Below are 15,172 nucleotides of genomic sequence, written 5' to 3'. Positions count from 1 at the left end.
CGCGACGAGCCATCAACCCAACGGGAGGGCAAGAGATGAACAGCACCAAGGCATTTATTGGCAGCGTTCCTTCGACCGACACCGAGCCGGCGCTACGCATCCTGCGTCGGTTGCTCGCTGGGATGGAGAAGCCGCCCGCACTGCGGCTGTGGAACGACACGCTGCACGGGCACGATACGGCGGTCGATTTCACGTTGGTGGTGCGGGACCCCAGCCTGTTGCGTCAGTTGGTGGTGGCGCGCAGTCCCCTTTTATTGGCTGACGCGTACTTTCGGGGCGTGCTCGACATCGAGGGAGACCTGTACGGCGCGCTCCGGTTGAAGAACCATTTCGAGTCGATCCAGTTGTCGTGGCGCGACAAGCTCGCGCTGTTAAAGGACGCGTTAATGCTGCCCGCTCCGGACCTGGGTGAGATCAAACCGGATGCGGGCTTCGCATCCCGGGTCGCCCGGCGCTTCGCGCACCGGCATTCGCGCCACAGCGATCGCGCCGCGATCTCGTTCCACTATGACGTGTCCAACAAGTTCTATGGGTTGTGGCTGGACGAGGAGCGGGTGTACTCCTGCGCCTACTTCGAGCAGCCCTCCGATTCGCTGGACACGGCGCAGCGCAACAAGCTTGAGCACGTTTGCCGCAAGCTGCGCCTGCGGCCCGGCGAACGGCTGCTGGATATCGGCTGCGGCTGGGGGGCGCTCGTATGTTGGGCCGCGCGCGAGCACGGTGTGCACGCCCACGGCATCACCCTAAGCGAGCGACAGCTCGAATACGCCCGCGAGCGCATTCGGATCGAAGGGTTACAGGATCGCGTCACGGTGGAGTTGCGCGATTACCGTGATCTGGAAGGCGAGGGTGTCTACGACAAGGTTTCCAGCATCGGGATGTTCGAGCACGTCGGCCTGCGCAACCTGCCGGCCTACTATGCGGTGGTGCGTCGGATGCTCAAGCCGGGCGGCCTATTCTTGAACCACGGCATCACGCACGACGAGGAAGGGTGGAACAAGACAGCTGCCACCGAGTTCATCAATCGCTATGTATTTCCCGACGGCGAGCTTGATTGCATCAGCAACATCCAACTCGGCATGGAGCGCGCGGGCTTTGAGATCCATGACGTCGAGGGACTGCGCCCGCACTACGCGATGACCTTACGGCACTGGGTGCATCGCCTGGAGGCTCAGCGCGATGCGGCGATCGCTGAAGTTGGAGAAGCCGCCTATCGCGTCTGGCGCCTGTACATGGCGGCCTGCGCGTTGGAGTTCGAGGCCGGTGGCTCCGGCATCTATCAAATCCTGGCGTCCAATCGCCACCCGGGTAAATGGCCTGTGCCGATGACACGGCGTGATCTGTACCGCAGTCGACCGCATTGGGATTGGGGGAACTAGCGCTATGTGCTTTTCCGCGACGGCCAGCTTTGGCTCCGGCACGCTACTGCTGGCAATCGGCACCGTGACGCTGCGTATGGCGCGCTGCCCGGCGGAGCGCCCTTATGCCGCCATCCCATTGCTGTTTGCGATCCAGCAGCTTGTCGAGGGGGTGGTCTGGCTCAGTTTTGGTGGCCCCGCTTGGCTTAACTTTGTTGCTACGCAGGTGTACTCATTTTTCTCCCACGTACTGTGGCCGGTGTACGTCCCCTTAGCGGCATGGCTGCTAGAGCCCCGGGGTCCGCGCCGCCGAGGGTTGTTGGCCTTTGTGGTTATGGGTCTGGCTGTGGGTGCATACCTGTTGTACAGCCTGGTGGTCAACCCGATTCAGGCGCGCCCGATGGCAGGCCATGTGGACTACCAGTCCCCGCATTTCTACATTGTCGCGTCGATGACGCTGTACCTGCTTTCCACGACGGTGAGCCTGTTGCTCTCCAGCCATGTTTGGGTCAAGGTGTTCGGGGCGCTCACGCTGGCCGCTTCGTTCACCGCCTACGTTTTCTATGCCCATTGGTTCATTTCGGTGTGGTGCTTCTTCGCCGCGCTGCTGAGTGGCGCTGTCGCACTGCACTTCATCGCACTGCGTTCGATTCCCCAACAACGGATTCCCTCATGAGCACAACCAACACATTCGAGGTGGCAGGGCTACTATCGCCGCTGGCAGCGCGCGGCGTCGAAAAGCACCTAGCGCAGATGCCGGGCATTGAGCATGTCTCGGTCAACGCGGTGGCCGGATCGGCCACGGTGACGTACGACCAGGGGCGCATTGATCCGGAACGCATCCGGGCGGCAATCCAGGACTGCGGGTACCACTGTGCGGGCGAAATGTTGCCCCGGCACATGTGCGGGCCGATGGAGCATGCTGTGGCGCCGGCACACGCGCACGGCCATATTCAGCACGAGCATCCTGAGCGGCACGTACATGCCGCTGGTGGGCCGGCCACAGCGGAGGCGCCCGTCGCGCACGACCACGCCGCGATGGCTCACGGTGGCATGGATGCAATGGCCCACGAGATGGGCCATGGCCCCGGTATGGATGCCAAGGGGATGGCGCGCGACATGCGCAACCGTTTCTGGGTCTGCCTGGCGTTTACGGTGCCGATCTTCCTGTATGCCCCGATGGGCATGGATTTCATCAAGCTGAAGCCACCGTTCGGCTTGGATTTGGGGCTGTGGCTGTTCCTGCTCGCCACCGCTGCGGTGATCTACCCCGCGTGGCCGTTCTTCGTCGCCGCCGCGCGTGCGTTGCGCAATGGCGTGCTCAACATGGCGGTGTTGGTGGTGCTGAGCGTCGGCACCGGCTACGTCTTCAGTGTCGGCAGCACCTTCATTTTCGGCGGTGCGCAGTTCTATGAGGCTGTGTCGGTGTTGCTGGTGTTCATTCTGCTGGGCCACTGGCTGGAGATGCGCGCGCGCGCAGGAGCGTCGGAAGCCATCCGCGCGCTGATGGATTTGGCCCCGCCAAAGGCCACTGTCTTGCGCGCCGGCAAGGAAGTGACTGTGGCGACCGCCGAAGTGCTGCTCGACGACATCGTCCTGGTGCGTCCTGGCGACAAGATTCCGGTTGACGGCGAGGTGCTCGAGGGCGGTTCTCAGGTGGACGAATCGATGCTCACCGGCGAGTCGATGCCGGTGAAGAAGATGGTGGGCGACAAGGTGATTGGCGCGACGATCAACAAGAGCGGCAGCTTCCGTTATCGTGCGACCAAGGTGGGTGCCGACACCGCGTTGGCGCAGATCGTCAAACTGGTGCAGGAGGCGCAGAATTCCAAAGCGCCAGCGCAGTTGCTGGCCGACCAGGCCTCACAATGGCTGGTCGTGATCGCCTTCCTGATCGGTGTGGCCACTTTCGCTGTCTGGTACTTCGTGCTCGGGCAGCCGGTACTGCTGGCACTGACACTCACGATCACGGTGTTTGTGATTGCCTGCCCAGATGCACTGGGGTTGGCGACGCCGATGGCGGTGATGGTGGGTACCGGCCTGGGCGCGATGAACGGCATCTTGTTCAAGAATGCTGCGGCGCTGGAGGACGCGACACGGCTAAATGTGGTGATCTTCGACAAGACCGGCACCCTGACGCTTGGCGAGCCGGAAGTGGTCGATATAGCGGTGGCCCGGGACGTAACGCCAGACGACCTGCTGCGCGTTTCAGGCTCGGTCGAAAAGCTCTCCGAACACCCGCTTGCGGTCGCGATCCTCAAGCGTGCCGGCGCACTGGCCTCCGAAGCGGTGACGGATTTCACCAACATCGATGGGCAGGGCACGCAGGCGGTGGTGGCCGGTCGGCTGGCCCTGCTCGGTAATCGGCGGTTGATGGAGGCCAATGGCGTTGACCTTGGCGCGCTCAAGGCAGATGCCGACCGTCTGCAGGGCCAAGGCCGCACCGTGGTGCACGTCGCACACGGCGGTCGCCTGATCGGTTTGATCGCGATCGCCGACGCAGTGAGGCCGTCTTCGGCCGAGACGATCAAGGCACTGCATGGCCGCGGGGTGCAGGTCGCAATGCTAACCGGTGACAACCGTTCGACCGCTGAGCGCATTGCGAAGGAATTGGGCATCGACATCGTGCTGGCCGACGTGCTGCCGGGCGACAAGGCCGCAAAGGTCAAGGAACTGCAGGGGCAGGGCAAGAAGGTCGGCATGGTGGGCGATGGCGTCAATGATGCTCCGGCGCTGACGCAAGCCGACGTGGGCTTCGCGATCGGTGCGGGCACCGATGTCGCGATGGAGAGTGCCGATGTGGTCCTGATGAAAAGCGATCCGCTGGATGTGGTCGGTGCGATTGAACTGTCCCGCGCGACCTTGCGAAAGATGCATCAGAACCTGTGGTGGGCGGTCGCCTATAACGTAGTGGCGTTCCCGTTGGCGGCCGGCGTACTCTACCCATTCACGATCAGCCCCGAGGTGGCGGCGATTACCATGTCGGGCAGCTCTGCGCTAGTGGCGATTAACGCGCTAATGCTCAAGCGAACCCGGCTGACTGGAATCCGACGCGCAAGCGCGGCGACGGTCCACAACGGCGTGACCGCTCCGGTGGCCGCTCACGGCGCGGGCTGAAGGCATCATGCTTAATCAATCGTCCGCCACTCCCGCACCCCTCGATGCGCGGGCCGTCAGGCCAGCGTTGGTCGTGCTGCTTGCTCTGGTATTTGTTGTCTCTCTCGGCTATGGAGTCGGGCTGCCGTTGCTGCAGTTGTATCTGGCGCAGTACCTGCCTGGTGCGACGCGGCAAACGCTGGCGTGGCACGTTGGCATGCTGGGAGGAATCTACACGCTCGCGCTGTTCATCTTTGCGCCGTGGTGGGGCCGCCAGTCGGATCATCGTGGGCGGGCGGCGGCGCTGACTACCGGCTTCGCTATGTTTGTGCTGGGAACCGCGATGGTCGCGCTAATACCCAGTCTCATGGCGATCTATGGCGGTCGATTGATCGCCGGGGCGGGGGCAGCGGCTATCGTGCCCGGTGCCCAGGCCTATGTGACCGACATCAGCAATACCGAGGACAGGAGTCGGCGCTTTGTGCTGATCGGTAGTGCATCGTTCGTTGGCTTTCTCGCGGGCCCCGCGTTCGGTAGTTGGCTTGCCGGGCCGCTGATGGGCATGCCTGCAGGCCAGATGCCCAGTATGGTCAACTGGCCCGCGTTGGTGGTCGCATCGGTCGGACTGCCACTTCTGTTGGCGGTTCGCCGCTGCCTGAGCACGACCAAGCCGATCTTGCTCGACAGCGGCTCGGTGCAGATGACCCGGCAGCGCAAGCGCTTCGTTGCTGTATCGATGCTGTTAGCCCTGCTGGCGTCCTTTGCCGCAGGTACCTTCGAAGTCGGCTTCAGCCTGTTTGGTGGCCAGACACTGCGCCTACCCAACTCGATGATTGCGGTGATGTTTGTCACGTGCAGCCTGGCGATGCTCGCCGCGCAGGCTTTGCTGCTGCTTCCGGCAGTGCGCAAGCATATCGACCATCGCTGGGTTGCCGGCGCATTTGCCGGCTCAGCGGTGGCACTGGGCTTTGCCGCACTGGTGCCCGATGCCGCCGCGCTTGGGCTGCTAATCGCCGTGGTGGCTACCGGCGTCGGCATGATTGGACCGGTGCTGTCTTATGAGTTGCTGGAAGGTGACCGTAGTTTCGCTGGGTCGCTGTTGGCAAGGCAGGCAGCCGCAGGCAACCTGGGGCAGGCACTAGGTTCGGTGAGTGCCGGTACCCTGTTTGGATGGAATACGTTCGCTCCATTTTGGGCAGCGGCGGCTGTGTTGCTGCTTGGTAGTGTGGCTGCACTGCGTTGGTGGGGCGCGGCGCGGCAGGCTGAACGTCAGCCAGAGCAGCGCAGCTTTCAAGCAGAAGGAGAAAGGCAGACGAGGGAAGGGCGGGGCGCATGAACAACAATGAAAATTCCTCGTGCTATGTGCGCGCATTGTGCTTTTGAGGCCGCTTTCCAATGGCAGCGCACCGAACCGGCAATTCGTGGATGGTGTAACACGTGACGGCGGATGTGACCTATCAGCGCCATTTGCTCCTTCCAATTGAACTGGGGTTCAAAGCCGTTATTGCATAGCTCGACAGGCTTGCGCGCATTCCTCACACGCACGTGCGCAAGTTTGACAGTGGTCGTGTGCATGCTTCGCGCACTCTGCGCCGCATTTCTGACAGATGGTTGCGCATAATACGCAAACGGCTTTGGCTTGGCTGCTGCCGCGTGCCATATAACCAACGGCAGTCTGGCACAACTCCGCGCAATCGAGATCCAGGCGAATACAGTCGGCAAGTTCCGCCGGGCTTGGCTCGTTGAGGCAAGCCACAGCACAGTGCAAGCATGTGACCTGACACGCGTTACAGGCGTCGAGACATTCTTGATAGGTTTGGTGAGACATCGTCGTTCTCCTGGGTGGTTGGCGTACCGACATGGCATGCGCACCCACGAGAAAGCAAGGACGGCGCCTTGTGCCAAAGAGGCGGGGCACGTTGAGTCGCAAATGGCCAGATCTGTCCGAACCGTAATCGGACCGCCATGTGGCGGTCATGTGCGCTTTCCGCCAGTGGCCCATGGTGAACCGAAGTGTTCGCGCTCTCGGCGGAATGCGGTCGGCACGTGGAGACGCGCGTGCGCCACGACGACCACAAGGCCATGTCGCGGGGGTGTGCCGGATCGCATTGGGCAGCAAATCACCAACGTAGCAGCGCCACAGCAAAGTGGTCTAGAACTAGCCTCTGGTGGACGGTGTCGAGCCGGTGCCGAACCCGTACACCTCTATGCGTCGTGACATCACCCAGCGGGCGCTACCGCGCGCACCAACAACTTCGGTACGCATTGCCATATCGTGCTGTTTTGGGACACCGATTACCATCTCATCGCACGCTAGTTGCTCGTGGGTGGTCTGACCTGCATCAACAGGCTCCGTGTGCAACGACTTAAGCTAAATGCACATTCCCAAGAAACGGAGGTGCGCCATGTCCGCAAGTCGCCGCGCATTGCGAGGCTCAGTCACCGTCCTGTTCGCGATTCTGAGCGAGATCGCTCTCGGCCATCCAAAGCTGGTTTCATCGAGACCAGCGAACAATTCTGAAGTGGCCGCCCCAAAGCGAATCGAATTGAGATTTTCAGAGGAACTTGTATTCCCGCCTTCGGGAGGTAATCTAGTTATGGCGTGGCTGCCGGGCCGGGCGCTTCACGGGCCGATGAAGATTCCGGCTGAAGTATCGCGTGGCGGAGACGCCAAGACGGTCGTTATTCAGCCGACTCAACCTCTCATGGCTGGTTCCTATCGCGTTGACTGGCAAGCGGTCTCATCCGATGGGCATCCTGTCAATGGCAGGATCGTATTCCGAGTACGATGAAGCGCCGATCCTCATCGTTTGAGTCCATCGGAGTGGCGCGCGAAACCGGCGGCTGTTTCGGTTTGCGACCCAAAATGCCCGCCAAGCCCGGCTTGGCAGTAGTCGCCGCAGTGTGCAAAGAACTATACAGACAATATTGCGGCATCGATGCAACGCGGTAGGCGGATAGAGAACCGTGTGCGCCCGTCAATGCGCGCAACGGTGATGGTGCCGCCGTGCGCCGCAACGATCGCTTTGGTGATGGCCAAGCCAAGGCCGGCACTTTCCGACTCGGGCCGCGCGCGCGATTTGTCCGCCCGGAAAAAGCGCTCGAAGATAAATGGCAGCAGCTGCGGCGCGATCTCGCTGCCGTCGTTGTCTACCGAAACCGTCATGCCGTCGCGATCATCACTGACCGAGACGACCACGCGGCCATGTCGCGGGGTGTGCCGGATGGCGTTGGAGAGCAGGTTGCTCAACGCACGGCGCAGCATGAGCCGGTCTCCTGTGACGTGTCCATCGCCCCGCGTTTCGAGCAGGACAGCCTTGTCTTCTGCAAGCGCGTCATAGAAATCGAACAACGCGCGGATTTCGTCAGCGATGCGGATGTCTTCGGCGCTTGGCAGCGTCAGGCTGTGCTCCATCTTGGCGAGGTACAGCATGTCGGACACCATGCGTGCCAGGCGCTGCAGTTCCTCCGCATTGGAGGTCAGCACATCGCGATACTTCGTGGCCTCGCGCGGCTGGGATAGCACGACCTCCGTCTGCGTGAGCAGGTTCGTGATAGGCGTACGCAGTTCATGGGCGATGTCGGTCGAGAAGTCCGACAAGCGGCGGAAATCGTTCTGCAGGCGCTCCAACATGCCGTTCAGGGTCGCGGCAAGGTCCGCCACTTCGACTGGCACGGTATCAACAGGCATGCGTTCATCGAGCTTGTCGGCAGTCACCGTGCGCGCCCGCGAGGCCATGGTGCGCAAAGGCGCCAGTCCGGCATCCTTGTCGCGGCCGATCGGGCGCCGACCGATTCACAAAATGCCGCTACGTGCTCATCTCCGTAGTTGGCCAGGTCGCGGCCCGTCTCGCGAAGGTAGCGCAGGAACTTCTCGAACATCGCCTGATGCTGGGCACGCGAGCGTGCAGAGAAGTGCTGGCCGTCGACGCCTTCGGCCTCCCGCTCCTGCCAATCAGCGTAAGCGCGTTCCGGATTGTTCAGCCAAAGTGTGTCCATCGCAATTTACGGCCTGCTATATACTGAAGTACAGCTTCGACCACATCTCGGCTTCGCCGAAACCCCGCCTCCACAGGGGAGGGCATATGTCTTCTTGGACCAAGCTAGCCGCGAAGAAGCCCTTGTCAACGAGAAGGCGGTGCCGGCGCCCACGTCATTCGGCAGCCAGATCACATTAGGCGGTCAGAAACTCTTCGATCTGGCGGCCAGCACTCAGATGGGCAACCAGCCATCCCGGCCTCTTGCCACGTCCCGTCCAGGAATTACCCGCCTCATCCCGGTATTTGGCCGGGGGCTTGCTTCTCGCCGTGCCATCGCCCTTGAAGCCGAGATCCAATGCCGTGAGCCCGTACAGATCGATCTTCTCGCGAATATCCACGATTGCCGCTTGCATTTCCTGCTGCCTGAGAGCGTCAGCTTCCTTCTGGAGGGCGGCAATCTGTTTGACGATGTCTTTGTAGCTGGTCATGGAAGGTCGGTTCCTGGGCAATCAGGTGCCGATTCAAGCACAGATTGCGGCCGCGCGTCACGTGGACGCAGCATTCGCAATGAAACCGCATTTGTGCACTATGGATCACATAACAAGTATTATGTTAAGTAACGGCCCGGTGCGAACTTCCCAATGCGACCAAAGTGCCCGGTCACGGGGTCATGCCAAGATAAGGCCAATTCGCTATCATAAGCCCGCCAGTTATGTAGAAGTTTGCATGCATGCCTCTTGGTTATAAAGAGCCTCTGGATTTCCGCCTTTGCCGTCGGCTAGACTGGCCGGCCCTTCAGCGATTGTGGAGATCCCTGTATGGCCACCGTCGAGCGCACTGCCTACCCGCGTTTCCCAAAGGTCTTCTCCACGAAAGAGCTGCAGGCCTGCTACACGCCGACCGCTGAGGAGTTGGACTGGGCAACCCGCTCGACCCGCGGCCAGAGTCCGCGCCTAGGTCTCTTGGTGCTGCTCAAGATCTTCCAGCAACTGCACTATTTCCCCTATCTTGATGCGATTCCCACCGCCGTAGTCGATCACGTGCGAGTTTGCGCGGGGTTGGACCCCGATACGCCGTTCGGTTACGACCGCAAAGTCTCTCCCACGCTGTTCCGGCATTACGTCGTCGTGCGGCAATTCCTCGGCGTGCAACCCTACATTGGCACCGACGCCAATGAGGTCACCATCCGCGCTGCACGTGAAGCGGCCGAGACGATGGATCAGCCGGTGGACATTATCAACGCGACTATTGATGCGCTGATCTTGCAGCAGGTTGAACTGCCTGCGTTCTCAACGCTCGACACCATCGTCGAGCAAATCCATGCCCGCACCCAAAACGCAATGTTCAGGCGGGTCGCACGCCGGCTCTCTGAAGAGGATCGGCAGCGCCTGGACAAGCTTCTCACGCGCGAATTCGCCAACCGGCAGACCGCCTACAACAACATCAAGCGACATGCCCGGCGGCCCTCGCGCAAACACCTGAACCTGCTGATCGAGCATCTGGAGTGGTTGGATTCTTTTGGCGACCTATCCGGCGTCCTGGAAGGCGTGCCTGCCACCAAGCTACGTTCGCTGGCCAACCAGGCCATGGGCCTGGACGCAGCCAACCTCAAGGAAACGCTGCCTGAGAAGCGCTATACGTTGATCGTGGCCTTGCTTGCTCACATGCGCGTGCGCAGTCGCGACGATCTCGCCGAAATGTTTATCCGGCGTATGGGCGCGATCCACAAGCGGGCCCAGGACGAACTGGAATACATCCAGTCTCGCCAGCGCGCCAAGCTCGAAGGCCTTGTCACCGTGCTGGACGGTGTCGTCGATATCGTCGCCGATGGCGGTGACGATGCCCGAATCGGCGCGCAGGTGCGCAAGCTGTTGGCTCCCAATGGCGACCTGGAGCCCCTGCGCGAGCGCTGCGCCGAAGTGCGGGCTTTCAGCGGCAACAACTATCTGCCGCTGTTGTGGCGGCACTTCCGCGCCCACCGTTCGGTGATGTTGCGCCTCGCCCGCGTGTTGGAGTGGGAGTCGACCAGCCAATCACGCACGTTGTTAGCCGGGCTGGAGGTCGCGCTGGAAAACGAATCACTGCACCGGGAGTGGATCGCTGCTGAAGTCGATCTCAGTTTTGCCTCCGAGCGCTGGCGCAAGCTGGTCCGGCGAGCGCACCACGAGGGTCCGCCCACCAACCGGCGCTACTTGGAGTTGTGCGTGCTGTCCCACATGGTCAACGAGTTGCGCTCGGGTGATCTGTGCGTGGTGGGGTCAGACGCCTTTGCCGACTACCGGGGCCACCTGTTGCCGTGGCGCGAGTGCGAGCGGCGCTTGCCAGAGTACTGCGCCAAGCTGGATCTGCCGGCCAACGCGCAGGAGTTCGTCGCGCACCTCAAGCAGTGGCTGGCCGACGCCGCGCAGACGCTGGACAAAAGTTTTCCGGACAAGCGCCAGCACGTCACCATCAGCGCTGACGGCGAACCCTTACTCAAGCGCACCGCTGCGCGCGAAACTCCGCCCTCGGCCGTTGCCTTGCAGCAGGCGCTGATCCGCCGCATGCCGACGCGCAACCTGCTCGACGTGCTGGCCAATATCGAGCACTGGACCCAGTTCACCCGGCACTTCGGGCCGCTCTCCGGCAACGATCCTAAGATCCGCAACGCCGCCGAACGCTATCTGCTGACGATCTTCGCGATGGGTTGCAATCTCGGACCCACTCAAGCTGCGCGCCATATGGGCGATCGCGTCACCCCCCATATGATGTCGTTCGTCAACCGGCGGCACATGAGCCTGGAGAAGCTGGAGACCGCGCAGCGCGAGCTGATCGAGCTGTACCTGCGCCTGGATTTGCCTAAACACTGGGGCGACGGCAAAACGGTGGCCGCCGACGGTACCCAATACGACTTCTACGACAACAATCTGCTGGCCGGCTATCATTTTCGTTACCACAAGATGGGCGCCGTGGCTTACCGGCATGTGGCCGACAATTACATCGCGGTGTTTCGGCACTTCATCCCGCCTGGTGTGTGGGAAGCCATCTATGTCATCGAAGGGCTGCTCAAGGCCAACCTGAGCGTCGAGGCCGACACCGTGCACGCCGACACGCAGGGGCAGTCGGCGGCGGTCTTCGCTTTCACCCACTTGCTTGGCATCAATCTGATGCCCCGCATTCGCAACTGGAAGGAACTGGATCTGTACAAGCCCGATGCCGGCGTCAAATACAAGCACATCGATTCGTTGTTCTCGGCGGTGGTCGACTGGGATCTGATCGCTTTTCACTGGCAGGACCTGATGCAGGTGGCGCTGTCGATCCAGGCCGGCACCATCTCTTCGCCGCTGCTGCTGCGCAGATTGGGCTCGGAGAGCCGCAAGAACCGCCTCTACCTGGCCGCGCGAGAACTGGGCAACGTCGTGCGCACCGTGTACCTGCTCGAATGGGTCGGCAGTCGCGAGCTGCGCCAGGAAGTGACCGCCACCACCAACAAGATCGAGTCGTACAACGGCTTTGCGAAGTGGTTCTCGTTCGGTGGTGACGTGATCGCGGAAAACGAGCCCGAGGAGCAGCAGAAACGCCTGCGCTACAACGACCTGATCGCCTCGGCCGTGATCCTCCAGAACACCGCAGACCTGATGCAGGCCCTACGCACGATGGTCAGCGAGGGCATCAAAGTGAACGTCGCCGACATCGAATTCCTGAGTCCTTATCTGACCCACAACATCAAGCGCTTTGGTGACTACAAGCTGCACCTAGAGCGCGTACCGGAGGCCTGGATTCGCGATGGGTTGTTCGCGGGACCCGCCCGCGCTGTCCGCAGGGCTCGCCATGCCTGAGACCAAGACCCCCTACGGGGATGTCGACAGCGAAGCATTGCAGGGGCTCCGGCAGTCGTTCGATACCCGCACCATTCTGCATGCGGTGGAGTTGCTCGATGGGATTCGAGCACGATGCGCGCCGGACGGGTTGCGCGACGATCTGCTGCGCCTGCACGGCATGGCTCATACCGTGATTAACGACGCGAGCCTAGCCTACAGCACGGATGGACCGACACTGGTTGAACAAGTCGACGCGGTGCTGATGGAGCTTGGCGACTGGCTCGCGGCACTGGAGCGGATGCGCCAATCATTGGAGCCACTGGAACACCTGAGCCCAGCCGACTAGCCGAGCCATTCGGCCCGAAAGCCAACGTAGAAGGCGTCGCCACGCTTCGTTGGCCAGCTCATGGTGGCGCCTTCGATGCGCTGGCTGCCATGGCGATTTGCCCGTTTTCGTGGGTGATGCCGGCAGCCGCCGCGCGTGGAGCATGCCATCGAGAATTGGGTACGCTCAGTTCCAGCCAAGCCGGTGGCTGGCTTGCGTTGCCTGGTGGCGTGCGTCATCTTCCGCGTGGAGGTAGACACTCGTCGTGGCGAGCGACGCATGGCCGAAGTTGTCACGCACGAAGCGCAGGTCCACCTGTTGGTCGGACATGTGCGAGCCGGCCGTGTGGCGCAGCCAGTGGGACGATGCGCTGGCGAGCACGTCAGCCTGCGCGCCAAACTCGGGACCCTGTGCACGCACGCGGTCGGCCGCGAGCTTGAACACCTCCTTGACGATCAGGTGAATCGCCGCGCGCGATAACGGCTTTTCCGGGCCGATCACGGGCAGCAGCAAAGGGCGTGTTTCGCCGATCTGCGGTGACGGCGGCAGGCCGCAGATGCGCCGATAGCGCGCCAGCTCCGCGATCAGTTCATCGGTGGCGGGCACCAGGCGCGTCTTGCCGCCTTTGCCGTGCACCTCGATCCACCAGCGCTCGACGCCCGCCGCGTCCCGGCGAGAGAACACGGCGCCCATGCGCGTGGAGGCGATTTCCGCTAAGCGCAGGCCGGCCAAATACAGCACGGAGAACAACCACCGGCAACGGGCCGCGTGCAGCCGGTCGCGTTCCGTCGCGACGGGCAGGGTTTCGATCGTGGCTTTGACGATGTCCCAATGCGCATGCGTGAGGTAGCGCGTCACGCGCGGGGCTGTCTTGGCGCTGCGACGGCGCGCGAGCGAGAGCGGATTCCCGGCGAGGTATCCGGCTTGCACCAGCCAGGCGAAGAGCGCGTTGAGGATCGTCATCGCATGCCGCACGCTCGTGGGCGACAGTGGACCGGCGAAGGGGCGCCAGTCGGGCGAGCTTCTCGCCAGCTTCTTGCGTGAGGCCATCACCCAACGCCAAGCTGGCTGCGGGTCGGCCAGGAAGCGCTCGTAGAGCAGCAGGTCCTCGTGGGTGAGTGAAGACAGCGGCTTGCCGTGCTGGAGAATCGCCCACAGTATCAGGCGTTCGGCTTCCTTGCGGTAGGTGGCGACCGTGCCGGGCACGCCGGCATAGCGGGCGAGCCACGCAGCCACGGCGGCCAGGTCGTCATCCGCCGTGATTTGGCGGCTCGCTTCGCGTGCGCGGTTGGCGCCGTGAAGGCCCGAGAGCGCTGGCGGGATGCGCAACTGCTCGATGGCCACCGCGGGACCGTTGAACGATGGAACGGGATGGGTCATCGATGCAGGGCCGCCGTCCTAGCGTGCGGGCGTTTCACCACTCGAAGTCCGGCCAGTCTTCGTCGCTGTCGACGAAGGCGGTGGGTGGGATGACATCGGGGCGCAACGTGATATCCGACTTGGCCAAGATCCCGTACATCGGGTCGAACGTCGCCATCACCTTGGGCAGCATCTTGAGGCGCTGTTTGGGCGGCAGTGCAATGAAGTACCGGCAGCGGCTATCGAGCACGCTGTCTAGGTGGACATAGGTGGCGCTCGCAGCGGACCGCGTGCGGTGGATGACTTCATCGGCCAACACCGGCGTGGCGGCGCGCACCGCCGATTCGACCACGTGCTCCAGCTCGAACATGATCGACTGGTCCAGCTTGTTGGTCGGGATGAAGGCCATGGCCTGGCGCAGCACCCCGACTTGCGTCAGGAGTACGGGCCACAGGACTTCGACGCCGTAGATACGGCAACGGTCGTCCTTGGTATCGCCGCGTTGGTCCACGCTGCGCTGCCCCGAATAGGCTTTGCGCACGTCGTACGCCAAGCCGAGCACGAAGCCTTCCTTGTCCTCGATGTAGACGCTTTCCTGCACGACGTAGTGGATGAAGCCGTGCAGGCGCTCCAGCGCCGCGAAATCCCACCACAATGCGACGCCGGCATGGTTCGGCGTCAGTCGGTACTCCAGCATGGTCTTGCTCCCTGTTATCGGTCTTCGCGGGTGTGCCACAGCCGCAGCAGGTAAATGCTCTCGCCCCGGATCTCGTAGCGCATTTCATACTGGCCGACGAGCATGCGCCGCACTTCGCGCGGTTCGAACTGGAACAGTTGCTCGCCCACGCGCGGGTTGGTCAGCAGGATTTCTGGCGCCTTGACCAAAGCCTGCACCGCGCGCGCGGCGGCCGGCCTGTTCACCGGCGCGAGAAACTCATACAGGCGCGTGAGGTCTTCCTGCGCCTTGCTGGTCCACTGCAGTTCCATCAGCGCGGCACCGGCTCACCGGCACCCAGGCTGTCCGCCCAGGCCTGCACGGCCTGGTGGCCAATGACGCGGCCGGCGTCCACGTCGGCCAGCGCCTCGCGGGTGAGGCGGTCGCGCTCCTCTTCCTGGGCGATCCAGGCCGACAGTGCCTGTTTCATGATCCAGCCGCGCGAGCGTTCGAGGCGGTCGGCCAACTGGTCCACCTTCTCGGCCAGCGGCACTGGGACATGTGCGGTCAATACGCGGGTTTCGGCTTTGGACATGGCG

At 62.6% G+C, this 15,172-nt stretch carries 13 protein-coding genes and 1 pseudogene; 7 read left to right on the top strand and 7 right to left on the bottom strand.

What is annotated here, in order from left to right:
* The first annotated feature begins 35 nt into the window (after positions 1 to 35).
* The 4 genes from CFE42_RS22065 to CFE42_RS22050 are packed head-to-tail and all read left to right on the top strand — an operon-like array spanning position 36 to position 5,790.
* Entirely contained in the window at positions 36 to 1,379 is a 1,344-nt protein-coding gene (locus CFE42_RS22065) for a cyclopropane-fatty-acyl-phospholipid synthase family protein (protein ID WP_009241691.1), read from the top strand.
* Between the two features lie 4 nt (positions 1,380 to 1,383).
* Positions 1,384 to 2,034 (top strand): DUF6629 family protein, encoded by a 651-nt coding sequence (locus CFE42_RS22060; protein WP_004635145.1) that lies wholly within the window; start codon positions 1,384 to 1,386, stop codon positions 2,032 to 2,034.
* Positions 2,031 to 4,475 (top strand): heavy metal translocating P-type ATPase, encoded by a 2,445-nt coding sequence (locus CFE42_RS22055; RefSeq protein ID WP_004635142.1) that lies wholly within the window; start codon positions 2,031 to 2,033, stop codon positions 4,473 to 4,475. Before CFE42_RS22060 ends, CFE42_RS22055 begins: the two co-directional genes overlap by 4 nt.
* A 7-nt stretch (positions 4,476 to 4,482) precedes the next feature.
* Positions 4,483 to 5,790 carry an MFS transporter gene (locus CFE42_RS22050; protein ID WP_004635140.1) on the top strand — a complete coding sequence of 436 codons (1,308 nt, stop codon included), beginning with the start codon at positions 4,483 to 4,485 and terminating at the stop codon, positions 5,788 to 5,790.
* 165 nt (positions 5,791 to 5,955) lie between these two features.
* Here CFE42_RS22050 and CFE42_RS22045 read toward each other — a convergent pair whose 3' ends face one another.
* Positions 5,956 to 6,282: a four-helix bundle copper-binding protein gene (locus CFE42_RS22045; protein ID WP_012435756.1), complete on the bottom strand. Its 327-nt coding sequence runs from the start codon at positions 6,280 to 6,282 to the stop codon at positions 5,956 to 5,958.
* A gap of 577 nt (positions 6,283 to 6,859) precedes the next feature.
* Between CFE42_RS22045 and copC the strand changes: the two genes are divergently transcribed.
* On the top strand, positions 6,860 to 7,246 hold the full coding sequence (gene copC / locus CFE42_RS22040) for a copper homeostasis periplasmic binding protein CopC (RefSeq protein WP_009277764.1): 387 nt from the start codon (positions 6,860 to 6,862) through the stop codon (positions 7,244 to 7,246).
* Positions 7,247 to 7,368: 122 nt separating this feature from the next.
* Here the strand turns inward: copC and CFE42_RS22035 are convergent.
* Together CFE42_RS22035 and CFE42_RS22030 are read right to left on the bottom strand one after the other, a co-directional pair.
* A pseudogene (locus CFE42_RS22035) lies at positions 7,369 to 8,231 on the bottom strand (heavy metal sensor histidine kinase); the annotation flags it as partial.
* 397 nt (positions 8,232 to 8,628) lie between these two features.
* Positions 8,629 to 8,922: an H-NS histone family protein gene (locus tag CFE42_RS22030; RefSeq protein WP_004635133.1), complete on the bottom strand. Its 294-nt coding sequence runs from the start codon at positions 8,920 to 8,922 to the stop codon at positions 8,629 to 8,631.
* A 330-nt stretch (positions 8,923 to 9,252) separates the two neighbouring features.
* On the opposite strand from CFE42_RS22030, the gene CFE42_RS22025 reads away from it, so the two are divergent.
* Together CFE42_RS22025 and tnpC are read left to right on the top strand one after the other, a co-directional pair.
* Positions 9,253 to 12,252 (top strand): Tn3 family transposase, encoded by a 3,000-nt coding sequence (locus CFE42_RS22025; RefSeq protein ID WP_004637366.1) that lies wholly within the window; start codon positions 9,253 to 9,255, stop codon positions 12,250 to 12,252.
* The gene (gene tnpC / locus CFE42_RS22020; protein ID WP_012430353.1) at positions 12,245 to 12,580 is read left to right on the top strand and encodes a Tn3 family transposase post-transcriptional regulator TnpC; all 336 of its coding nucleotides are present in this window, start codon (positions 12,245 to 12,247) and stop codon (positions 12,578 to 12,580) included. Before CFE42_RS22025 ends, tnpC begins: the two co-directional genes overlap by 8 nt.
* A 165-nt stretch (positions 12,581 to 12,745) precedes the next feature.
* Here the strand turns inward: tnpC and CFE42_RS22015 are convergent, their stop codons facing one another.
* From CFE42_RS22015 to CFE42_RS22000, 4 genes are read right to left on the bottom strand one after another with little or no spacing between them, the layout of a single operon-like run.
* Positions 12,746 to 13,939 carry a tyrosine-type recombinase/integrase gene (locus tag CFE42_RS22015; RefSeq protein WP_004637351.1) on the bottom strand — a complete coding sequence of 398 codons (1,194 nt, stop codon included), beginning with the start codon at positions 13,937 to 13,939 and terminating at the stop codon, positions 12,746 to 12,748.
* A gap of 34 nt (positions 13,940 to 13,973) precedes the next feature.
* Positions 13,974 to 14,615, bottom strand: a complete 642-nt coding sequence (locus CFE42_RS22010) for a hypothetical protein (RefSeq protein ID WP_004637349.1) — start codon at positions 14,613 to 14,615, stop codon at positions 13,974 to 13,976.
* Between the two features lie 14 nt (positions 14,616 to 14,629).
* Positions 14,630 to 14,905, bottom strand: coding sequence for a type II toxin-antitoxin system RelE/ParE family toxin (locus CFE42_RS22005; protein WP_004637348.1), 276 nt, complete (start codon positions 14,903 to 14,905; stop codon positions 14,630 to 14,632).
* Entirely contained in the window at positions 14,905 to 15,168 is a 264-nt protein-coding gene (locus CFE42_RS22000; RefSeq protein WP_004637345.1) for a ribbon-helix-helix domain-containing protein, read from the bottom strand. The genes CFE42_RS22005 and CFE42_RS22000 overlap by 1 nt, the downstream gene beginning before the upstream one ends.
* Between the last annotated feature and the right edge of the window lie 4 nt (positions 15,169 to 15,172).

This window comes from Ralstonia sp. PBBBR1 (assembly GCF_002256165.1).
GTDB classification, from domain to species: Bacteria; Pseudomonadota; Gammaproteobacteria; order Burkholderiales; family Burkholderiaceae; genus Ralstonia; species Ralstonia thomasii.
This window is presented reverse-complemented; position numbering and strand designations above follow the sequence as displayed.